The 21,475-nt window shown below is 72.5% G+C and carries 20 protein-coding genes; 8 read left to right on the top strand and 12 right to left on the bottom strand.

Features of this window, described 5'->3' with window-relative positions:
- Window positions 1-57: 57 nt before the first annotated feature.
- The gene (gene efp / locus V5F49_RS13525; RefSeq protein ID WP_394117291.1) at window positions 58-627 is read right to left on the bottom strand and encodes an elongation factor P; all 570 of its coding nucleotides are present in this window, start codon (window positions 625-627) and stop codon (window positions 58-60) included.
- Window positions 628-768: 141 nt separating this feature from the next.
- Here efp and epmA point away from each other — a divergent pair, with 141 nt between their 5' ends.
- On the top strand, window positions 769-1,848 hold the full coding sequence (gene epmA / locus V5F49_RS13520) for an EF-P lysine aminoacylase EpmA (protein ID WP_394117292.1): 1,080 nt from the start codon (window positions 769-771) through the stop codon (window positions 1,846-1,848).
- A 33-nt stretch (window positions 1,849-1,881) separates the two neighbouring features.
- On the opposite strand, the gene V5F49_RS13515 is transcribed toward epmA, so the two are convergent.
- The 8 genes from V5F49_RS13515 to V5F49_RS13480 form a co-directional block, all read right to left on the bottom strand.
- Window positions 1,882-2,184: an STAS domain-containing protein gene (locus V5F49_RS13515; protein ID WP_394117293.1), complete on the bottom strand. Its 303-nt coding sequence runs from the start codon at window positions 2,182-2,184 to the stop codon at window positions 1,882-1,884.
- Window positions 2,168-3,817: a Na/Pi symporter gene (locus tag V5F49_RS13510; protein ID WP_394117294.1), complete on the bottom strand. Its 1,650-nt coding sequence runs from the start codon at window positions 3,815-3,817 to the stop codon at window positions 2,168-2,170. Before V5F49_RS13510 ends, V5F49_RS13515 begins: the two co-directional genes overlap by 17 nt.
- Window positions 3,818-3,956: 139 nt before the next feature.
- Window positions 3,957-4,400 carry an ATP-binding protein gene (locus tag V5F49_RS13505; RefSeq protein WP_394117295.1) on the bottom strand — a complete coding sequence of 148 codons (444 nt, stop codon included), beginning with the start codon at window positions 4,398-4,400 and terminating at the stop codon, window positions 3,957-3,959.
- Between the two features lie 13 nt (window positions 4,401-4,413).
- Complete coding sequence (locus V5F49_RS13500) at window positions 4,414-4,764, bottom strand: STAS domain-containing protein (protein WP_394117296.1); 351 nt, start codon at window positions 4,762-4,764, stop codon at window positions 4,414-4,416.
- A gap of 115 nt (window positions 4,765-4,879) precedes the next feature.
- A complete protein-coding gene (locus V5F49_RS13495) occupies window positions 4,880-5,554 on the bottom strand; it encodes a GNAT family N-acetyltransferase (RefSeq protein WP_394117297.1) in 675 nt (224 codons plus the stop codon).
- On the bottom strand, window positions 5,554-6,588 hold the full coding sequence (locus V5F49_RS13490) for an ABC transporter substrate-binding protein (protein ID WP_394117298.1): 1,035 nt from the start codon (window positions 6,586-6,588) through the stop codon (window positions 5,554-5,556). The genes V5F49_RS13495 and V5F49_RS13490 overlap by 1 nt, the downstream gene beginning before the upstream one ends.
- The gene (locus V5F49_RS13485; RefSeq protein ID WP_394117299.1) at window positions 6,588-8,570 is read right to left on the bottom strand and encodes an MFS transporter; all 1,983 of its coding nucleotides are present in this window, start codon (window positions 8,568-8,570) and stop codon (window positions 6,588-6,590) included. The genes V5F49_RS13490 and V5F49_RS13485 overlap by 1 nt, the downstream gene beginning before the upstream one ends.
- Window positions 8,567-9,253, bottom strand: coding sequence for a hypothetical protein (locus V5F49_RS13480; RefSeq protein WP_394117300.1), 687 nt, complete (start codon window positions 9,251-9,253; stop codon window positions 8,567-8,569). Before V5F49_RS13480 ends, V5F49_RS13485 begins: the two co-directional genes overlap by 4 nt.
- Before the next feature lie 182 nt (window positions 9,254-9,435).
- On the opposite strand from V5F49_RS13480, the gene V5F49_RS13475 reads away from it, so the two are divergent.
- From V5F49_RS13475 to V5F49_RS13460, 4 genes are all read left to right on the top strand, one after another.
- On the top strand, window positions 9,436-10,188 hold the full coding sequence (locus V5F49_RS13475; RefSeq protein WP_394117301.1) for a hypothetical protein: 753 nt from the start codon (window positions 9,436-9,438) through the stop codon (window positions 10,186-10,188).
- Window positions 10,178-11,008 (top strand): hypothetical protein, encoded by an 831-nt coding sequence (locus tag V5F49_RS13470; RefSeq protein WP_394117302.1) that lies wholly within the window; start codon window positions 10,178-10,180, stop codon window positions 11,006-11,008. The genes V5F49_RS13475 and V5F49_RS13470 overlap by 11 nt, the downstream gene beginning before the upstream one ends.
- Window positions 11,008-13,059: a PP2C family protein-serine/threonine phosphatase gene (locus V5F49_RS13465; RefSeq protein ID WP_394117303.1), complete on the top strand. Its 2,052-nt coding sequence runs from the start codon at window positions 11,008-11,010 to the stop codon at window positions 13,057-13,059. Before V5F49_RS13470 ends, V5F49_RS13465 begins: the two co-directional genes overlap by 1 nt.
- Window positions 13,060-13,297: 238 nt before the next feature.
- Window positions 13,298-14,512, top strand: coding sequence for an MFS transporter (locus tag V5F49_RS13460; RefSeq protein WP_394117304.1), 1,215 nt, complete (start codon window positions 13,298-13,300; stop codon window positions 14,510-14,512).
- Between the two features lie 4 nt (window positions 14,513-14,516).
- Here V5F49_RS13460 and V5F49_RS13455 read toward each other — a convergent pair whose 3' ends face one another.
- A complete protein-coding gene (locus tag V5F49_RS13455; protein WP_394117305.1) occupies window positions 14,517-15,968 on the bottom strand; it encodes an FAD-binding oxidoreductase in 1,452 nt (483 codons plus the stop codon).
- A 507-nt stretch (window positions 15,969-16,475) separates the two neighbouring features.
- Between V5F49_RS13455 and rimM the strand changes: the two genes are divergently transcribed.
- The 3 genes from rimM to rplS all read left to right on the top strand — a co-directional run bounded on the left by rimM (window position 16,476) and on the right by rplS (window position 18,507).
- Window positions 16,476-17,066, top strand: coding sequence for a ribosome maturation factor RimM (gene rimM / locus V5F49_RS13450; RefSeq protein WP_394117306.1), 591 nt, complete (start codon window positions 16,476-16,478; stop codon window positions 17,064-17,066).
- Window positions 17,067-17,235: 169 nt separating this feature from the next.
- The gene (gene trmD / locus V5F49_RS13445; RefSeq protein WP_394117307.1) at window positions 17,236-17,997 is read left to right on the top strand and encodes a tRNA (guanosine(37)-N1)-methyltransferase TrmD; all 762 of its coding nucleotides are present in this window, start codon (window positions 17,236-17,238) and stop codon (window positions 17,995-17,997) included.
- Between the two features lie 102 nt (window positions 17,998-18,099).
- Window positions 18,100-18,507 carry a 50S ribosomal protein L19 gene (gene rplS / locus V5F49_RS13440; RefSeq protein WP_394117308.1) on the top strand — a complete coding sequence of 136 codons (408 nt, stop codon included), beginning with the start codon at window positions 18,100-18,102 and terminating at the stop codon, window positions 18,505-18,507.
- A gap of 343 nt (window positions 18,508-18,850) precedes the next feature.
- Here rplS and V5F49_RS13435 read toward each other — a convergent pair whose 3' ends face one another.
- On the bottom strand, window positions 18,851-19,759 hold the full coding sequence (locus tag V5F49_RS13435) for a hypothetical protein (RefSeq protein WP_394117309.1): 909 nt from the start codon (window positions 19,757-19,759) through the stop codon (window positions 18,851-18,853).
- A 5-nt stretch (window positions 19,760-19,764) separates the two neighbouring features.
- Complete coding sequence (locus tag V5F49_RS13430; protein WP_394117310.1) at window positions 19,765-21,333, bottom strand: hypothetical protein; 1,569 nt, start codon at window positions 21,331-21,333, stop codon at window positions 19,765-19,767.
- Between the last annotated feature and the right edge of the window lie 142 nt (window positions 21,334-21,475).

The following is a 21,475-nucleotide window of genomic DNA, read 5'->3' as shown; positions in this document are numbered from 1 at the left end:
GCAAAAGGTTCCATCGGAATGTTGCACTGCCAACCCGCCTTTGGGCGAATGCCGCGATCAGTCCTTCGCACGCTCCACGTAGGAGGCGTCGGCGGTCATGATGACCACGCGGGTGCCGGCGGAGATGTGCGGCGGCACCATGGTGCGCACGCCGTTGGAGAGCACGGCCGGCTTGTAGGAGGAGGAGGCGGTCTGCCCCTTCACGGTGGGCTCGGTGTCCACGATCTCCAGCACCACGCGGGCCGGCAGCTCGATGGCGATGGGATTGCCGTTGTGGGTGGAAAGCATGCACTCCATGCCTTCCTGCAGGTAGACGGACTGGTCGCCCATCACGTCCTTCGTCACGGTCACCTGGTCGTAGGTTTCCGGGTTCATGAAGGTGTAGCCGTCGGAATCCTCGTAGAGGAAGGTGTGCGGGCGGTCTTCCACGAAGGCGCGCTCCACCTGCTCGGTGGTGCGGTAGCGCTCGGAGATCTTCACGCCGTCGGAGATGCGGCGCATGTCGAGCTGGGTCACCGGCGTGCCCTTGCCGGGGTGGATGTTCTCGGCGGTGAGCACCACGTACAGCTTGTCGTCGATGTCGACCACGTTGCCCTTGCGCAGAGTGCTGGCGATAACCTTGACCACGTCGCGTCTTCCTTGAACTTTGTGCGGCGGCGAGCCGCGCCTGATCCGTCGGCGCGCACCATAGCGATCTTCGCGCGCAACGCCAGCCCGGCGCTGCATTCTGCGCGACCGCGCCTATGCGCAACAGGGATGCTCCAGCCTATGGCGGTATCAAATTCCGGCTCAAGCTCCGGCCCCGCGCCAAGCCCATGGTGGAGCCCGGCCGTCCACGCCGACCGCCGGCCGTTCCTGATGGCGCGGGCACGGGCACGCGCCGCCATCCGGACGTGGCTGGAGGCCGAGGGCTTCACCGAGGTCGAGACGCCGGTGCTGCAGGTATCTCCCGGCAACGAGGCTCACCTCCACGCCTTCGCCACCCGGCTCACGGCGCCGGACGGCACCGCGTCGCCGCTCTATCTTCGGACCTCGCCGGAATTTGCCGCCAAGAAGCTGCTCGCCGCTGGAGAGGAGCGAATCTTCGAGTTCGCCCGGGTGTTCCGCAACCGTGAGCGCGGCATGGCGCACCATCCCGAATTCACCATGCTGGAATGGTACCGGACCGGCGCGCCCTACACCCGGCTGATGGACGACTGCGCCGCCCTGCTCGCCGCCGCTGGAGAGGCGGGAGGGACGCGGCTCTTCTCCTGGCGGGGGCGCAGCTGCGATCCGTTCGCCGCGCCCGAGCGGCTGACCCTGGTCGCCGCCTTCGAGCGGCACGCCGGGATGGATCTGGAAGCTCTCCTCCCGGCCCCCGGCGCCGCGCCAGATGCGGCGGCGTTCGCGGCGGCGGCCGCGGACAGGGGCATCCGCACCGCCCCGGACGACAGCTGGGCGGACATCTTCTCCCGCGTGCTGGTGGAAAAGATCGAGCCGCGGCTCGGCGAGGGGCGCGCCACCATCCTCACCGACTATCCCGTGAGCGAGGCGGCCCTCGCCCGGCCGAAGCCGGAGGACCCGCGCCTTGCCGAGCGGTTCGAGCTCTACGCCTGCGGGCTGGAGCTCGCCAACGCCTTCGGCGAGCTCACCGACCCGGACGAGCAGCGCCGCCGGTTCGAGGCGGACATGGCGCTGAAGGCGCGGCTCTACGGCGAGCGCTATCCCATCGATGCGGATTTCCTCGCCGCCCTCGCGGTGATGCCGCAGGCATCGGGCTGCGCGCTCGGCTTCGACCGGCTCGCCATGCTGGCGAGCGGCGCGCGGCGCATCGAGGATGTGCTGTGGGCGCCCGTGGCGAGTGGCTGAGGGGCCGGCGCGCGAGCGCGGCCGGCCGCGCGGTCAGCTGATCTCGAACAGGGTCGAGAAACCAGAGATGTCGAACACCTCGCGGATCTGCGGCTGCAGCGAGGACAGGGCCAGCTTGCGCTTGGCCGAGCGCATGGCCTTGCCGGCCACCAGCAGCGCGCGCAGGCCCGAGGAGGACACATAGTCCACGCCGGCGAGGTTCACGACGATGCCGCCGTCGGTGGTGGAGACCACTTCCATCAGGCTGGCCTCGAACGGCTTCGCATTGGGCGTATCGAGGCGCCCCGCGACTTTCAGCACCACGTCGGACCCGAGCTGCTCACGTTCGATGTGCATCGGCCTCTACTCGCTTGAGCGCCGCACCCTCCGGCGCGGCGCCCTCCCGATTAGCCTCATTCTCCTGCGCGCGCAACGCCACGGCGGTGCGGCGTACCAGCCAGACGCCGCGCTCGAACAGGCTGGTGGCGAGCAGCAGCTGGCGCGCGTCCGTGCCCGTGCCGAGCGCCGAGGCGCCGAGCTGGCGGCGGATGCGGCTGAGCAGCTCGCTGCGGTCCCCGGCCAGGGTGACGATGAGGTCGAGGTCGGTCGCGTCGCCCTCGGTGGCGTCGGCCAGCGAGAGGATGATGGTGCGCAGCGATTCGGACAGGTTGAAGCCGAGCGGCGGCAGGTCCTCGAAGCCCTCCACCACCTCGGTGAAGCCGTGCAGCGTGTCCTGCAGGGTCCGCACCGTCTCCACCAGCGCCTGGAGGTGGAGCGCGATCTGGAGGCTCTGCCGGGGCATGCCGCGGCTGATCAGGTCGGCGAGGAACTGGTCGATGGCCACCACGATGGCGGTGGCGCCGCGCCACAGGGCTAGCCGCTCGGCCGGGCCGCTGGCGTCCTGCTGGTCGAGGTCGGGCAGGAGGTTCGGCATCAGCTTGACGAGCCGCATGGTCTCCTGCTCGGCGAGGTCGAGGCCGGTGGCGGAATCCTCGAGCGCCCGATGGTGGATGAAGCGCGGGCGGGAGGCGCTGTCCTCCACGGTCGGCGGGCTGAAGCGGGCGGCGATGCCTTCGGTGAGGCTGCGCGCGAACGACACCGGCACCGCGCCGGCGAGCTGGAGCGCCAGGAACAGGATGGAGAGGGAGGCGGAGGCCTGGTGTCCGCCCAGCTGGTCCAGCGCGTCGAGCGGATCGAGGCCGGCCAGATAGGCGCCTCCCAGCAGCGCGCCGACCAGCACGCAGCCCACGCCTTTCACCAGCACATGCACATAACAAAGCTGGCGCCCGGTGCCCTCCAGCCCGCCCGCCGCCGCCAGCGCCGACACGCCGGAGCCCAGATTGGCGCCCATCACCACGAACACCGCGTCGCCGAGGCCCAGCACCTGCGCGTGCATCAGTGCCACCACCAGGATGGTGGGGGTGGACGACGACTGGCTGATGGCCGCGGCGATGAAGCCGAGGGTGAAGCCGAGCCACACCGGCAGCCCGTCCCCCAGCACCGCCGCGAGGGTGGAGACGTCGAGCGCGCGCGGCCCGTGCTTGATGAGGTCGAGCCCCAGCAGCGCCAGCGCGAGGCCCAGCGCCACGCCCATCCATTCCTTCATGGCCGGGCGGCGATCCAGCCGGAACTGGAAGCCGAAGCCCACCAGCGCCACCAGGTAGAGCACCAGCAGGCGGAAATCGATGGCGGCCACGAACACCAGCGCCGCCGTGCCCACATTGCCGCCGGCGACGATGGGGATGGCGTCGCGGGTGGTGAGCACGCCGCCGCGCACGAGGTTGCCGCTGACGATGGCCACCGCGTTGGAGGACTGGGTGGCCGCGCCCGCGAGCGTGCCGCACAGCAGCCCCACCAGCGGGGAGCGCGTGGCGGTGCGCAGCAGGTTCCGCACCCGCCGGCCGGTGGCCTGCTGCAGGTGCGTGGACATCAGCTTGAGGCCGACGAACAGCAGTCCGAGCCCGGCGAGGATTTCCGCAATGATGGCCATGGCAGCGCTGCTGCGTCCTCCGCCGGCAATGTTCAGGGATTGCCGCAGACTAGCGCCCGATTATTGCAGTTCGACGACAGTTACCTCCGCCGCCGTCTCCCGCCCCCTCCCCTGACACCGCCAGCCCCTGAGGCCGCCCCTACTCCGGCCGGGCGACCACCAGCGTCAGCTGGTTCTCGTCGCCGACGCGGTCGTAGGCCAGCGTTTCGAGGAAATGGCGCATGAGCTGGACGCCATGGCCGCCGATGCGCGCGTCCTCGATGGAATCGGGCACCTCGGGCTCGGCGATGGAGGTGGGGTCGAACGGCACGCCGTTGTCCACCAGCCGCACGGCGATGCGGCCCTCCGGCAGGCGGTAGCATTCGATGCGGATGCGCGGCGTCGCGACGTTGCCGGCGAAGCCGTAGGAGACCACGTTGGTCAGCGCCTCCTCAAGGCTCAGCTCGAGGGCGAAGCGGGTGGCCTCGGGCCAGCCCTCCTCTTCCGCGAGGGTGCCGAGCCAGCCGGTGGCGTTGGTGATGTCGTCGATGCGCGCATCGACGTCGAGGGTGGAGATGAGCGTCCCGCCCGGAGGTAGCGCCATGAGCGGTCCGCCGTCAGGTGCCGCTCGCCACGCCCGCGGCCGCGAAGGCCTGGTCGCGCGTGGCGTCGATGGCGACGAGCTGGTCCACCCCGGTGGCCGTGAGCACCTTGCCCACCTGCGGATCGCACCCGAACAGGCGCATGGCGCCGCCCTTGCGCTTCAGCCCCTTGGCCCCGGCCAGAAGGAGGCGGATGCCGATGGAGGCCATGAACGGGGTGTGCGAGAGATCCACCAGCAGCACCTGCGCCGCCTCGCACGCCGCCTTGAACTGCGGTTCCACCTGGGCGGCGCCGGCAATGTCGAGCCGCCCGTCGAGGCTGACCAGGACGACGCCCGGGCCGAGCGCCTTGCTGTCGATCTTCATGCGCGATGCCTCTTGCGAAACGGACGGTGCTCGGCCTCGGGGCGGTCGCCCGTGTCAGGGTGACCCTCGGGTCGCGACATCTTAGTGAAGTCCGCGCCGGGCGGAAATCGCTCGCTCAGGCCGCCCGCGGCGGGGCGTAGAGGACGCCGGCGGCGCCGCTCTCCAGCCGCCCGCGCGCAAAGCCGCGCAACCCCTGCGCGAACAGCTCGCGCTGGCGGTCGGTGTCGAGCGGGTCCACGAGGATGGCCGTCTCCGGATCGTAGTGCGTGCCGTCGCGCACCATCACGTAGCGGGCGTAGCCGCCGAAAAAGAGCTGGATGTCGCGGATGGGGAAGCCCTCGATCAGGAGGCTGGCCCAGCTCGGCGTGTTCACCGGCGCGGCAGTGGAGAACAGCACCATGCCCGCGGGCGCCGCCTGCACCCGCGCGGAGATGAGCACCCGCTGCAGCCCCTGCCCCCGATAGGCCGGATGCACCGAGGCCCCGGCGAGCCGGCCCACCGGCTGCTGCGGATCGAGCCCCAGCATGCGGTGGGGGCCGTCCTTGGGGGTGTGGTCATGCTGCAGGATGCCGTAGGCGATCAGCGCGCCGGCATCGAACAGGCCGGCGGTCCAGCCGCGCCCGCCCAGGATGCCCTCGAAATAGGAGCGGTGCTCCGGCTTCACCACCTCGGGCCGGGCCCGCGGGCCGATGGCGAGGTGATGCAGCCGGTCGACCGCGTCGAGGTCGTCCAGGCCCAGCTCGCGGATGGACAGCGGCGACGCCAGGGCGAGCTCGCGGAGGGCGTTCATCAGGTGATCACTTCCGCATAGTTGAGCATCGCGATGGGCGGATAGACGCCCAGCTTCTTGGCGATGTTCATGTTGATGATGAGCGCGAACCGGCGCAGCGTCTCGATGGGAATATCCTTCGGCGGCACCTTCTGCACCAGGATTTCCACCGCCTTGGAGGCGGCGAGCTGGCCCACCGAGTAGTAGCGGCTCACCAGCCCGACGAGGCCGAGCCCCTCGCGCAGGAAGAATTCGGTGGCGCCGAACGTGGGCAGGCCGGCGGCCAGCGCCGCCGGGCCCACGCGATCGAAGATGGTGGCGAGGAAGGTGTCAGCCGGCAGGTAGAGCCAGTCGGCGCCCTGCGCCTTCAGGTTGCGCACGAAATCCTCCACCCCGTCGCCGGTGGGCCGGTTGCCCACCATGGTGAGCGGCTGGGCGAGGACGCTGGCGTCGATGCCGGCGCAGAAGGACTTCATCTCGTCGATGATGGCGAGCGAGTTGCGCTCGTTGGGCGAGTAGATCACGCCCACCTTGCGGAACGCCTTGTAGCTCTGCATGGCGCGCATCTGCACGTCGGTGGGCACCACATGGACCGCGCCCGTGACGTTGCGGCCGGACGAGGCCAGGGAGGGCGCGATCTTCACCTGCACCGGCGCAGCCACCAGCGCGAACACCACCGGGATGTCGTGCACGTAGGGCGCGTTGGGCGGCGCGTCGTAGGGACCGGCCACCGCCAGGGTGTTGGGCGTGCCGTAGGTATAGATCAGGTCCGGCTTGAAGGAGGGCAGCACCTCTTCCAGGATCGGCTTCACCCGGCTGGCGTCGCGCTCCACGTCGCGGGTGAGGAACTCCACCTTGATCTCGTTGGCGGCGAAATAGTCGCGGAAGCCGCGCTCGACGTCGGTGTCGCCGCGGAAGGTGAGCATCAGCACGCGGAACGGCCCGGAAGGCTGGGCGCCCGGGGCCGGGGTTTCGGCATGGGCCGAGGGAAGCCGGCCGGCGAGCCCCGCGGCACCGGCTCCAAGGCCGAGGGCAAGGAGTGAGCGGCGATCCATCAGGCGGAGCTTCCTTCGGATGCGGCCGCGGACGAGGCGCGGCTCGGATGACGGGTGGTATTGCGACCGGATAGCGCAAACAGCACCGCCCCGGCTACTGCCACGGCGCCCAGCAGCGCGGTGGCCGGGGCAAAACCGATGGCGGCGAGCAGGAAGCCCGCGGTCGCCGGGCCGGCGGCGTTGCCCGAGCGTTCCACCAGCCGGAACAGGCCGAGCGCGCCGGCCGCCTGCCCGCCGCCCAGACCTGCCGCGGTATCGGCCACCAGGGCGGACTGGGAGGCGATGGACAGCGCCTGCCCGAGGCCGAGCGCCACCAGCGCCACGATGATGAGGCCGATGGAGGGATGGAGCGGCACCGCCACCGCCCCGAGCCCCGCCACCAGCCCGCCGGCGATGACGAAGCCGGCGCGCGCGTCCAGCCGGTCGGCCAGCGCGGCGAAGAACGGCACCGCCAGCACCATGATGACCGGGTAGATCATCTGGAAGCGGCCGATGGCGGCGGACGAATAGCCCTCGCGCTGGAGCTCCAGCGGTACCAGCAGGAAGCACAGCGCGGCGAACAGGAACTTGGCCGGGAAGGCGCAGCCGAACAGCAGCGGCAGCAGGCCGGGCGCGCGCGCTGCGCCCTTGAGGTCGGCAAGGCCGATGCCGGCGCCGGCGCGGGCCGCCCGCGGCATCGCCGGCAGGGTCAGGAAGGCGACGGCCAGCGCCACCAGCGCAAGTCCGGCCGAGGCGGTGAATGCGGTCGAGGCGCCGAGGCGGTCGGCGATCACGCCGCCGATGGGCGGGCCGCACAGGCTCGCCACCATGATGGCGCGCACGAACACCGCCAGGGCGGCGCTCCGGGCGGGGCCGGCGGAATGGTCCACAACATGGCCCTGGGCGGAGACGAAGACGAGGGCATAGCCCACCGCCGTGCCGACGCGGGCGAACAGGAACACGCCATAGTGCGGGCTGGCGGCGGAGAGCGCATAGCCGAGCGCCGCCAGCAGCGCGCCGATGAGGAAGCCCGGCCGCCGCCCGAGCCGCTCGGACAGGCCGGCGAACGGCACCTGGCACAGGGCCACCACGGCCATGAAGGCGACGATGGGCAGGCTCGCGGCAAGATCCGGCGAGAGGCCGCCGCCCGGCGCCAGCGACTGGGCGAAGCGCGGCAGGAACGGCCGGGTCAGTTCCTCGGCGAGCATGAACAGGAACAGGGCGGGCCGCACCGCGACGGCGGCGGCGCTTTCCGCCTCCTGCAGGCGGCCCAGGCCGGTGCGCGCCTCCAGCTCGGCGAGGCGGGCCAGCGCGGCGGCGTCGCCTTCGCGCTCGGCGGTCGCGCGGGCGGCGGCATGGCGCTCCGCCAGCGCATCCATGTGGCGGTCGATGGGCCCCACCAGCCGCTCGGCGCCGGCCCCGCCCTCGTGGCGGGCGAGCACCCCCCGGCCGAGGGCGCGCAGGCGCCGCTCCACCGCCATCAGCGTGCCGATGCCGCGCGTGCCGACCACCAGCGCCACCAGCTCCAGCGCCACCAGCAGCGACACCATGCCGATGAACGCCACGTCCACCAGCACCGCGCCGACCTGGGCCGAAACCGCGGTGGGGTCCACCACGATCACCACCTCGCCCACCGGCTTGCCGCCGGGATCGCGGACGGCGACGCGCGCCTGCGGCGGCGCGGTGAAGGCCGAGGCATCGCCGGCGCGGGCCAGCTCCGCGCCCGAGGAGGCGAGGAGGCTGATCTGCGCGAACTCCGGATTGGCCGCGCGCAGGCCGTCGAAATAGACCGGGACGCCCACGAGGTGCTCGAACGGCACCCCCACCGCGCCGGCGCGCTCCACGAGCTCGGCCGCCGAACGGCCCACCGAGTTGGCCTTGGCGAGGATCTCGGGGGCGATGGTGCGCTGCGCCGCGCGCTCGGCGCCCCAGCCGATGAAGGCGAGCGCGGTGCACAGGATGAGGATGATGGCGGCCGAGATGCCGCCGCGCAGGCCGATCACGATGCCCTCCGCGCGCCCGACGCGGTGGCGGAGGGGACTGGAGCGGCCGCTGGCAGGCTGCCGCCGTGGATCGCCTCGGCGGAGGCGAGGGCGGCCCGCGCCGCCTGGGGCCACAGGCCCGGTTCGGCCGCGCGCCGCACCGCCCGGTGCAGGGTCGCGGCCAGCAGCAGGCCGATGAAGATGGTGGCGGCGGCCGCGCCCGCCAGCGCCGGCCAGGCGATGGTGCGCAGGTCGTCGCCCAGCGCCGCGGCGCCGGCGGCGAGCACATTCGGGTCGTAGCGCACCACCACGCGGCCGATAGCCTCGTTCAGGTCGTTGCGGACCGGGCGGGAGAGGCCGCGCGCCGCGCTCTTCTCCTCGGCGGCGCCGACCCGCGCGGCATCGCTGGAAAACAGGATGACGCCGTGCTCGTCGGCGATGTCCATGGAGAGGATGCCCGGCTCCACCCCGGCCTCGCGGTCCAGGAGGCCAGGCAGCGTCACCTGCGCCGGCAAGGCGATACCGAGGGAGGCCGCCTGCTCGGCCACGTCGGCCACCCGCTCGGCGGCGATGCCGAATCGCGCCTCGATGACGCTGCGGTGGGCGTTGAGCAGGGTGACGTACGAGAAATAGGCCCCGAAGGCGACGCAGGCGGCCGCGATGAGCGCGAACACAGCGATCAGCCCGAGCGTGATGCGCGCCATGTGCTTGGTCCGCGTTGCGCCCCTTCCGTCCAGGCCCCTCCGGCCCGGCCCTCCCGCTCCCTTCATGCCACGAAAAGCGGACTGAGATTGAAGGTTTTTTTGAGCCTCCCGGAGTTTTTTGTCTGGTTTGGCCGCGAGCGCGCGGTTAACGTCCGGCCGATCCTTCCACCGAAGTTTTCCGCATGACTTTCGTAAGCCGGCTCATTCTGGTTGCCGTCATCTCCGTGACCGCCGCGGTGGTCGCGGTGGCGGTGATCGCCTTCTCGGCGAGCGACAAGGTGGGCGAGGAGATCGAGCGGGCGCGCGTCGCCAATCTGCTCGGCACCCTGCGCGCCTCCACCGAGGCGAACCTCTCCATCGGCCTGCTTCTGGATCAGATCTCCCTGCTCCAGCCGCGCATCGAGCGCGAGAAGACCAACGATCCCTCCATTCTCGCCATCGACGTGTTCAACCCCGGCGGCCGCGCGGTCTATTCCACCGACCGCAGCGCCATCGGCGAGGAGGTCAGCCAGGACTGGATCCGCCGGCTCGGCACCGACCTCGCCTGGACCGAGGCGGAGCGCGGCGACACGGTGTTCGGCACCCGATTCGAGAACGACCTCGGCGTCGCCGGCGGCATCGCCGTGACGGTCTCCGACGAGGCGCGCAGCGCCCGTTCCGGCCGGCTGGGCCTCGATCTCGCCAGCCGCACCCTGGTCCTGGTGGTGGCGACCTCGCTGGCCGCGGCGCTCGCCGCCCTCGCCTTCACCTACGTGCTGACGCGCCCGTTCGAGCGCATCGCCCGCATCCTGCGCGGCGACGGCGGCAGCGGCGCCGGCGGCGACGACAACGGCCTGACCCAGCTCGCCGAGAGCACCGTCCGCGGCTGGCGGGACGCCGAGGCGCGGGTTGATCGCGGGCTCGGGCAGCTGGGAGCGCTCGACGATGCGGCATGAGCTTCCCGAGGGCGGGCGCGCGCGGCTGCTGACCGGCCTGTTCGCGCTGCTGGTGACCTTCATCCTCGGCGGCATCGCGGCCGCCGTGCTCATCAACGGCTTCCGCGCCCGGGTCGAGGACAGCGCCCGGCGCGACGCGCAGGTGATCGGCTCGTCGGTGGCGCGCACCCTCGCCCAGCAGTTCGAGAAGGCGGCCCGCTTCGGCATCCCGCTGAAGCTCCTGCCGGGCGTGGAGACCCATCTCTCCGAGACCCTCACGCGCACCCCCGGCCTGACCCAGATCGTGCTGCGCGGCGCCGACGGCCGCGAGATCCGCAGCGCCATCGGCGAGCATCCGGGCACCGACGCGGTGTCCGCGCCCGTCATGGTGGACGGCAACACCGTCGCCTCCGTCGAGGTCACCACCAGCCCCGCCGCGCTCGCCTCCTCCTTCGCCGACATCGGCGTGAAGGCGGCCGTGGTGGTGGCGGTCTGCGCCGCGCTGGCGGCCCTCGCCGCCGGCCTGCTGGTGGGCGGCGCCTTCGAGCGCGGACGCTCGCTTCTGGCCGAAGGCATGCAGCGCGCCGCCTCCGGCGATTTCGGCCCGGCCGAGGACGCCCACGACCGGCCGGGACGGCGCATCCGCGGCGCAGTGGGCCGGGCCTTCCGCGCCCTTGACCGCGGCAACCGGCGCGTGGCCGACCGCCGCGCGGTGTTCGAGGCCTATGCGGAGGAGCTGCTGGCGGTGGATTTCGACGGCGGCCTCAGGCCCGACGTGGAGCGTGTGCGGCGCGAGGTGATGGCGCCGCCCGGCCAGGCCGACAAGGGGCGGGGAATGTGATGCTGCTGCGCACCCGCATCACTCTCATCGTCGCCACCGGTTTCGCGGTCCTCATGCTCGGCATCTGGGGCGCCACCCTGCTGCGCGACCGGGTGGCCGAGGCCCGCGAGGGCGAGCTCGCGATCGAAGGGCAGACCGTGCTCTGGCGCGAGATCGTCGCCTTCCAGACAGCCAACCTCGCGCGCATCCTGGAACGGGTGGACACCTCCTCCTCGTTCCGCATCGCCCTCGGCTTCTCCGACCGGCAGGGCGTCGCGGCGGCGCTGCAGGAAACCGGCGTCAACATCGCCGACGACGCCACCTATTTCGAAGTGGTCACCTCGGACCGCGAGGTGCTGTTCTCCGATGGCGGCACCGCCAACCGGGACATCCTCGACGCCGGCAGCCTCGACCGGGCGCTGAAGGGCGAGGTGCTCTCCGGCATGAAGCAGATCAGCGCCACCCAGGTGATCGTGCTCACCACCCGCACGGTGGAGCTGCCCGGCCGCGGCGCCGCCGTGCTGGTGCTGGGCCGCGACGCGGCGCTGGGCATGGAGCGGTTCGCGCGCGGCATCAGCGCCGCCACCACCCTCGTCACCCTGCGCGGGCGGGTGGTCGCCTCCACCGACTTCCGGCTGTGGGAGCGGGCGAAGCTCGCCATCACGCCGCGGCGGCCGCTGGCCGAGCGCATCGTGCTCGACGGGCGGAACTACAACGTCACCAGCATCCCCATCGCCGACATCAGCGGCGGCACGGTGGGCGCCCTCGTCAGCCTCGAGGACACCACCGAGACGGTGCAGGCCACCGCCCTGATCCGCCATGCCGCCGTTGCCGGCGCCATCGGCCTGGTGCTGCTGGGCGTCATCGGCCTCAACGTCTTCCTCTGGTACAGCTTCCGGCCGCTGGAATCGGCCATCGACGTGCTGCAGGCGCTCTCGCGCGGCGACACCTCGGTGACGGTGGGCCACGTCGGCAACGACGAGATCGGCCGCATCGCCTCGGCAGTGCTGGCGCTGCGCGGCAACGTGCAGGCCCTGGCCGAATCCCGCCGCCAGCGCGAGCGGGTGCGCCGCCGGCAGGAAGCCGTCATCTCCACCGAGCTGCAGGCGCTGGCCGACGCCATCGATCCCACCGACCGCGAGGAAGTGCTCGCGCTTCTCGCCAGGGGCGCGGAGGCGGAGCAGGAAGACGAGCTCAAGCGCGTCGCCCGGGTTCTGCACGACCTCTCCCGCCGCATCGTCGAGCAGCACACCCGCCTGTCGTCCATGGTGGTGGAGCTGCGCGAGGCCCTCATCACCAAGACCAAGCTCGCCGGCCTGCAGCAGGAGCTGGAGATTGCCCGCCAGGTCCAGCTCGCCATCCTGCCGAAGGAATTCCCGCCGGACGCCCGGGTGGCCATCCACGGCCAGATGACGCCGGCGCGCGAGGTGGGCGGCGATTTCTACGACTACTTCATGATCGACGACACCACGCTCGGCTTCGTGGTGGCGGACGTGTCCGGCAAGGGCGTGCCGGCGGCGCTGTTCATGGCCATCTCGCGCACGCTGCTGCGCTCCACCGCCTTGTTCGAGCGGTCCCCGGCGGGCTGCATCCGCCGCCTGAACGATCTTCTGGCGGTGGAGAACGAGCAGATGCTGTTCGTCACCGTGCTCTATGGCGTCATCGACCTGTCGTCCGGCCGCGTGACCTATGTGAACGCCGGCCACAACCTGCCCTACCGCGTCACCCGCGCCGGCGAGGTCTCCGCGGTGCCCAGCACCGGCGGCATGGCGGTGGCGGTGCTGGAGGGCTTCGTCTACGTGGAGCACGAGCTGCACCTCGCCCCCGGCGACACGCTGTTCCTCTACACCGACGGCGTGACCGAGGCGTTCGACGTGGACGAGAGCCCCTATGGCGAGGAGCGGCTCGAGGACCTGCTCCGGTCCGGCGCCTCCGAATGGTCGGTGCCCGAGCTGTCCGAGCGGGTGCTCGCCTCGGTCCATGTGTTCGAGCGCGGCGCGCCGCAGGCCGACGACATCACCTGCCTGACGCTGCGCTACTTCGGCGGGCAGGGGCCGCGCCGCACCCGCTGACCCGGCCCCGGACGGGGCGGCGCGCGCGTCGCCAGGAACGGACGCACCTTCAACGGCCGCCCACCCGCGGCCGATGCCGCCGGAGCCACCAAGGCGGCCCCGGCATCCACGGACGGCCCCGCAGGCCGATCCGATCCAGGCGGGACCAACCCGCCGGCAGACCTTCACGAGGGGAGAAACGGCTCCGGCGGATGCCGGAGGGGTCGTCGCGCGCGGCCGTGGCAGGGAGAGGCGAGCAGTGTCAGTGAACGCACGCGTGGCCGGATGGCCGTCGACAGAGGTTTCCACCATCGGCGCCGTGGGCGTCGCCCACTTCTGCAGCCACCTGCTCCAGCTCGCCCTCGCCCCGCTGTTCCTGCTGATGCGGGACGATCTCGGCGTCTCCTTCCTCGCCCTCGGCACGCTGCTGTCGGCCTTCTACCTGTGCTCGGGCCTCGGCCAGGTGGCCGCCGGCGTGCTGGTGGACCGGTTCGGGGCGGACCGCCTGCTGCTCGGCGGCATCGCCCTGCAGGGTGCCGCAACCGCCGCCATGGGGTTCGCGCCGGGCTACTGGGCGCTCGTGCCGCTGGCCGCGCTGGCCGGCCTCGGCAATGCGGTCTACCACCCGGCGGACCTCTCAATCCTCAGCCATCGGGTGGCGCCGGCGCGGCTCGGTCGGGCGTTCGCGGCCCATGTGATCGCCGGCAGCATCGGCTTTGCCCTGTCGCCGCTGGTGTCGGCGGCGATCGCCGCGGCGCACGGCTGGCGCGCGGCGCTGACCACCATGGGCGGAGCGGTGCTGGTGTTCGGCTTCGGCCTGCTGTTCGCCCGCGGGGCGCTGCAGGCGGAAGGGACCTCCGGCAGCGGCGCGGCCCATGCGGCACGCGGTCCGGCGCCATCCTTCCTCGATGTGCTGGCCATGCCGGTGGTGCTGATGGCCTTCCTCTATTTCGTGCTCACGTCGATCTCGCTCACCGGCATCCAGAGCTTCTCCATCGCCGCGCTGCAGGAAGGCTTCGGCGCCAGCGTCGCGCTGGCCACGCTGGCGGTGACGCTCTACCAGGTGGGCAACACGCTGGGCGTGACCCTGGGCGGGGCGGTGGCCGACCGCTCGGCGCAGCCCCATCGCATCGCCATGTCCGGCCTCGCCGCCGGCTGCGTGCTGGCGCTGATGGCCGCGCTGCTGCACGTGCCGCCCGCCGTGACGGTGGGGCTGGTGGCGCTGGTGGGCTTCGCCATGGGCCTCACCACCCCCTCGCGTGACGTGCTGGTGCGCGGCGCCGCGCCGGCCGGGGCGACGGGCAAGGTGTTCGGCATCGTCTATTCCGGCTACGACATCGGCGCGCTGGCGGGACCGCTGCTGTTCGGCCTGCTGCTGGACCACCACCTGCCGCGTCTCGTGTTCATCGGCGCGGCGGTGCCGCTCGGCCTTGCCATTGCCACCGCCTTCGCGGTGCGCCGGCGGCCGGCATGAGGGCTCACCGCCCCGGCAGCACCTTGCCCGGATTGGCGATGCCGCGCGGATCGATGGCGGCCTTCAGCGCCGCCATCAGGTCGAGCGCCACCGGGTCCTTGTAGAGCGCCAGCTCCTCGCGCTTGAGCACGCCGATGCCGTGCTCCGCCGAGATGGAGCCGCCGAGGCTGGCCACGAGATCGTGCACCACCCGGTTGAACATCTCCCACGCGCCGAGGAAAGCGGCCTTGTCCATGCCCACGGGCTGGCTGAGGTTGTAGTGGATGTTGCCGTCGCCCATGTGGCCGAAGGCGCAGACGCGCAGGCCCGGCATCAGGTCCTCGCACAGGCGGTTGGCCTCGGCGAGGAAGGCGGGCACCTTCGACACCGGCACCGACACGTCGTGCTTGATGGAGCCGCCCTCGAACTTCTGCGCGTCCGACAGGGATTCGCGCAGCTTCCACAGGGCGTCCGCCTGGGCGGCGCTCGAGGCGATCACCGCATCCTCGATCTCGCCGGCCTCGTAGGCCTCGGCCAGCACATCCACCACCAGAGCGGAGAGGTCGTCGCCGCGGCGGGTGGAGGTGAGCTCCGCCAGCACGTACCAGGCGTGATCCCCGGTCAGCGGGCGGGTGGTGCCGGGGGTGTGCCGCAGCACCGTCTCCAGCCCGAAGCGGGGCAGGATCTCGAAGCCGGTCAGGGCATCGCCGCCCACGTCGCGCAGGCGGCGGAACAGGGCGAGCGCGGCGTCCGGGGCCGGCAGGCCCACCATGGCCGTCGCCCGCGCGCGCGGCGCCGGATACAGTCGCAGGGCGGCGGCGGTGATGATGCCGAGGGTGCCCTCCGCGCCGATGAACAGGTCCTTGAGGTCGTAGCCCGTGTTGTCCTTGCGCAGGCGGGACAGGCCGTTCCAGATCCGCCCATCGGGCAGCACCACCTCCAGCCCGAAGGTGAGCTCGCGCATGTTGCCATAGCGCAGCACCGCCGTGCCGCCGGCATTGGTCGAGAGGTTGCCGCCGATCTGGCAGCTGCCTTCCGAGGCGATGGAGAGCGGGAACAGGCAGCCCGCATCGGCCGCCGCCGCCTGCACCTGGTGCAGGGTGCATCCGGCCTCGGCCACGACGGTCAGGTCCACCGGATCGAGGTCGCGAATGCGGTTCAGCCGGCGCAGGGAGAGGAGCAGCGCGCCGAACGGCACCTGCCCGCCCACGAGGCCGGTATTGCCGCCCTGCGGTACCACCGGCACGCCGGCCTCGGCGCAGGCGGCAAGGATGAAGGCCACCTCGGCCGTGTCCGCCGGAACCACCATGGCCGGCGTGACGCCCCGGTAGAGGCCCCGCCCCTCCACCAGATGGGGCGCGAGGTCGGCCGCGTCGGTCACCACATATGTGGAGCCGATGCGCGCGGCGATGCGCTCCAGCAGCCCGCCAAGGCGGGCGGCATCAAAGAGCAGGGGTTGCGGCGCGACGCTGGACATGGGGGGAAGGTGCCGCAGCCCCCGCCGGCGCGCAAGCCGCCGGGCGTGTCGCGCCGCAGCGCTCCCGGCTTGCGGTTCCCCGAGTTTGCGGGATGCGGCCACGGCCTGCCACCGGACTTGCCGCCGGACTTGCCGGCCGTGCCGCCCCTGCCTGGAGTCGTTCGCGGAGGAATGGCACCGGCGCGGTGCAACCTGAAAGTCTTCGCCGTGGTGGCATCGCGGCCGGGGGCGGAGCGCCGGTCGCAAGTGCAAGGACAGAGGCGGGGCGCTCCGGACGCGCAGGACGGCCGCGCCCATCCCCGGCCGGCGGCGGCATGCCGAGCGCTGCGCTCGCGCCCTGCACGCCGCGCGGGGGGAAACCGGCACGCAAGCGCCGGCGACCACGGCAGGACCCGGGTGTCGCGCAGGCCGCCGCAAGGCAGACAACGGCGAGGCCGGGCCTTGGCAAGGCCGGGCACCTGGGCTAGAGGCCCCTTTTCCGAAGACCCAAGCCCGGAGGGAGCGCCCATGGCCGAACGCATTCTCGTCGCCCGCATCGGCGCGCCCCACGGCGTGAAGGGCGAGGTCCGCCTGTTCGTCTTCACCGAGGACCCGGGCGCGATCCTCGACTACGACCCCCTCACCGACGCCACCGGCCGCCGCGCGTTCCGCATCGCCGCCCTGCGCGCCGGCAAGGACCATTTCGTCGCCCGGCTGGAGGGCATCACCGACCGCACGGCGGCCGAGGCGCTGACCAACGTGGACCTCTTCGTCGCCCGCGATGCCCTGCCCCCGCCCGAGGACGAGGACACCTTCTACCACGCCGACCTCATCGGCCTTCAGGTGGTGGACGAAGCGGGCGCGGTCATCGGCACGGTCACGGCGCTGCATGATTTCGGTGCCGGCGACATCCTCGAGTACGCCCCCGCCGTCCCCGAGGCGAAGGCGCGCACGCTGATGGTGCCCTTCACCCGCGATGCGGTGCCGGTGATCGACGTGCCGGGACGACGGGTGGTGATCGCCGAGGCTTTCATCGACCGCGGCGGCGGCGAGGAAGAGGCTGGCGAGGGCCCGGACCCAGCGGGAAACACGCCCCCGGCCGCGGGCGAGCGCGACTGACCAGACGCCGCGGCGGCGGGAAACCGGCCGTGGCCTCCGGATGGGATGGCGCCCCTGCCCCCGGCGGAGCGGGCCGAGCGCTCCGCCCGTATGCCCTTTCCTCAGTCGCGCACGCGCCGGCCGAGCCACGCCATTTGACACGCCCGGCGCGCTCGCCCATCACCCGCCCATGACCATTCGCGCCGAGACCATTCGCGCCGAGACCTTTCGCGCCAGCGTGCTCACGCTCTATCCGGAGATGTTCCCCGGCCCGCTCGGCCATGCGCTGGCGGGACGGGCGCTGGCGGGCGGGCTGTGGGGGCTCGATGCGGTGCAGATCCGCGACTTCGCCCTCGACAAGCATCGCTCGGTGGACGACACCCCCGCCGGCGGCGGCCCCGGCATGGTGATGCGCGCCGACGTGCTGGCCCGCGCCATCGATGCCGTCTCCCCGCCGGACGATCCCCGCCCGCGCCTGCTGATGACCCCGCGCGGCGCGCCCCTGACCCAGGCGCGGGTGCGCGAGCTGGCGGCCGGGCCGGGCGCGGTGATCCTGTGCGGGCGGTTCGAGGGGGTGGACGAGCGCATCGTCGCCGCGCGCGGCCTGGAAGAGGTGTGCGTGGGCGACGTGGTGCTCTCCGGCGGCGAGGCGGCGGCGCTGCTTTTGCTGGACGCCTGTGTCCGGCTCATCCCCGGCGTCATGGGCAAGGCGGAGAGCGGGGTGGAGGAGAGCTTCTCCTCGGGCCTGCTGGAATATCCCCAGTACACCCGCCCCCAGCTGTTCGAGGGCGCGCCCATTCCCGACGTGCTCACCTGCGGCGACCATGCCCGCATCGCCCGCTGGCGGCACGAGCAGGCGCTGGCGGTGACGCGGGAACGGCGGCCCGATCTTCTCGCCGCCCACGAACGTGACAGGGCGATGAAGGAAAGGGCGATGAAGGAAAGGGAATGACACGGCCGGTTTTCTGCTGTATGGAGCCGCGTCCCTTAACTTAAAACGACACGATGTGGCGCCGGGGCGTTGAGCCAGCGGTGACCGCTAAAGGTTGGCGACATGAACATCATCCAGACGCTCGAAGCCGAGCAGGCTACCAAGCTCGCCGAGAAGCGGGCCATCCCCGAGTTCCAGCCCGGCGATACCGTGACCGTGAACGTGAAGGTGGTCGAAGGCGACCGTACCCGCGTGCAGGCCTATGAAGGCGTGGTGATCGCCCGTTCCGGCGGTGGCCTGAACGAGAGCTTCACCGTCCGCAAGATTTCCTACGGCGAGGGCGTGGAGCGCGTGTTCCCGGTCTACTCGCCGCTGATCGACAGCATCAAGGTGGTGCGCCGGGGCAAGGTGCGTCGCGCCAAGCTCTATTACCTGCGCGACCGTCGCGGCAAGTCCGCCCGTATCGCCGAGCGGCAGGACCGCTCCGACGCGAAGGGCAAGGGCAAGAAGGCTCCCGCCGCCGCCGAGTGAGGCCGGCCGGGACTTCTCCCAGCAGATTTTGGGCGCCGTCGGCTGGTCCGGCGGCGCCTTTTTCATGCCTGCGCGGCCATGCCTGCGCGGTCATGGCGGCCGTGTCATCGCAGTCGTTTCTTGGCAGCAGCGTCTTGGCGCAGTGTCTTGGCAGCCGTGTCTTGGCAGCCGTGTCTCGGCACCGGCTGTGCGACCCGCGCGCCGAGCCGAGGACGCGCAGGTCGCCGCGGCGCACGGTCCAGTTTGAGGCGGCTCAAGCTCGGGCGAACGGGAACTGGGCACAGCCGGCGCGAGCGACGGCCGGGGCACGTTCGGCGCACGGACCGTCCCCTGCCCAGAGCCCCTACTCGGGTGGCCGGCTCGCCCGCAAGCGCGGGCCCAAGCCGTCCGGATCCGCGTCATAGGCCTGCCGCACCCGCGCCAGCGCCCCGGGCCCACCGCCGCGATGGCCGGCACCGCCCACGTGCAGCCAGCCGTCTGCCAGCAGGAAATGCTCGCTCTCGCCTGTCTCCGGATCGGTGAGAAACACGCGCTGGCGCGTGGCCTGCCGCATCCGGTGCAGATCAAGGCGGCGGTAGAGCACGCTCCAGTTCTGCCCGCCGGTGTCCAATGTCAGCGGCGTGTCGGTACCGAAGTCCATCGGCAGGTCCTTCACTGCCGCATGATCGAACACGCTGTAGCCGGGCCACAGATACCACGCGCCGTTACCCTCGCCCTCGCGCACCATGCCGTAGCAGGGCTGGCCGGCGAGGCGGGCGGCGAGGTCCACCGGCTCCAGCGGGATCAGGTCGTGATCGATCAACGCCACCGCGCGCGGCGCGGCAGGGCGCACGAGGTTGGCCCAGATCCAGTTGAGCGCCACCGCATGGGAGCGCGAGCCGTTGCGGCCGCCGCGATAGGGCGAGGGCGGCAGCGCGCAATAGGCGATGCCGCGCGCGGCGCAGATCTGCGCGATCTCGGCGCGCGCCTGCGGCTCCGTGGAATTGTCGCACACCACCAGCGGCATGCCGGGGGTGAAGCGGGCCATGGCATCGGCGAGGAAGGTGATGGCCTGCGGCATGTTGAAGGCGACGGTGAAGGCGAGCACCGGCGCGCGCTCGCCCTTCAGGCGCTCAACCAGCGCGTCCTGCCCCTCCGCCCGCCGGCCGCGATAGATCAGGTCCACCGCCCGGTTGCGCAGGCGCCGCAGCCGGTGGGCCAGCGGCGCGGCTGCGAGCCACTCGGCGAGGGAATAGTCGGAGAGCGCGCGCATGGCCGTCAGCCCCCCGGCCGATGCGCGAGGGCCCGGATGGCCTCGGTCGGGTCCTGCGGGGCCGTGGGCGGGGGACGCACGGCATAAAGACCCACCTCTCCCTGCCCGTCGGCGCGGGGAAAGGTGCCGATCAGGGCGAACCGCTCAGGGGTCGCGGCCAGCGCCGCGAGGGCGGACGCCGAAGTCGGCGACGGATTGGCGCCGGGGCGGGTCTCCACCACCAGCGCGGTGGCGCCGGTCTGGTCCAGCAGGGCGGCGAAGGCGGCGGCATCGCGCGTGCCGGCGGGCACAACGAAGCTGCGCGCGGCGCGGTCGCGCTGGGCCACGGCGGCGGCGAAGGCGGCATCCCCGGGCGGCGCGGCCGCCACCACCGCCACCGGCGGCGCGGCATCGCGGGCGAGGAAGGCCTCGGCCGCCCCGTCCATGCCGATGGCGCGCTTGCGCACCGGTTCCAGCAGGGACGGCATGGCCGCCAGCAGGAACACGAAGGCGACGGCGAGGCCGCCGATCAGCGTCCAGCCGGAAGCGATAAGGCCGATCAGGCGCAGGGCGCCGAAGGCGGAGAGCATCAGCGCCGGGGCCAGCAGCACCAGCGCATCCAGGGGCTCGCCCCGCCCAGCGCCCAGCGCCAGCGCGCAGCAGGCGGCGGGCAGGAGCGCCGCCACCGGCACCATGGCGCGGCCTTCCGGCTCGCCGCGCCAACCGGACCAGATGGCGAACAGGAACCCGGCGCCGGCACACACCGCCAGCAGCAGGCCGAGGCTTGAGCGCAGCGTCTGCCCTGCGGCGATCAGGCCGGGCACATTGGGCTCGGGCCGCGCGCCGGCCATGCCGTTCACGGCCAGGGCGAGGGCGCCCAGCACCGCGAGCGCCGCCAGCATGGGGCGGCGCACAGGGAGCGCCCGCCCCCCCATCAGGGCGGCGAGGGGCGGCAGCAGCAGCAGCGCCGCGCCGGCCGGGGCGGTGAGTATGGCCGCGCCGGCCGGCAACGCGAAGGCCACTACGCCCCTGTTCCGCCGCAGGATGCGGGCAAGGCCCAGCGCGGCGAGAAGCCCCAGCAGGGCCAGCGGCAGCTCCAGTCCCACCACGAACGCCGCTTCGCGCAGCAGCGGCAGCGCCGAGAGCACCGCGCCCACCGCCACCGCGGGCAGCGGCCCCGTGGCCGGGAGCGTGCCCCAGCCGGCACAGACGGCCAGCAGCGCCACCAGCACGGCGGGAAGAAGCAGCACGGCCGGGGTCGCCGGCGTCAGCGCCAGCATCCAGCCGCCGGACACCACATGGAACAGGGACAGGCGGGCCGGTTCGGGCGCCGTCGGCACATGCAGGCGGTATTGCTCGGCGAAGGGGCCGGGGGGCGGCAGCCCGGCGCGCGCATGGTCGGCCACCATCAGGCCGGCGACGAAATGGCGCGCCTCGTCGGGATCGGCGGCGGAGAATTCGGCGAGATAGGCACCCGAGCCGCGCTGCTGGGAGACGATGACGGCAGTGGCGAGCAGCACGAGGATGAGGAACACCAGCCCCCGCAGGGCCGTGGCGCTCCGGCGCCGGGGCTGGGCCTGCTCGCTCACGCTCATCCTGCCTCGTCCCCCGCGCGGCGGCGCGCCGCATCCGCCCGCCTTCTAGAAGGAGATTGCGGCAACGTCCACGGCGCTCGCGCAAGGCAAGGCGCGCGGCAAGGCTTGACCCCGGCCGCCCCGGCGGGTGAGGTGAGGCGTG

It is taken from the genome of Xanthobacter lutulentifluminis, from assembly GCF_043194675.2.
In the GTDB taxonomy this organism is placed as follows: domain Bacteria; phylum Pseudomonadota; class Alphaproteobacteria; order Rhizobiales; family Xanthobacteraceae; genus Xanthobacter.
This window is presented reverse-complemented; position numbering and strand designations above follow the sequence as displayed.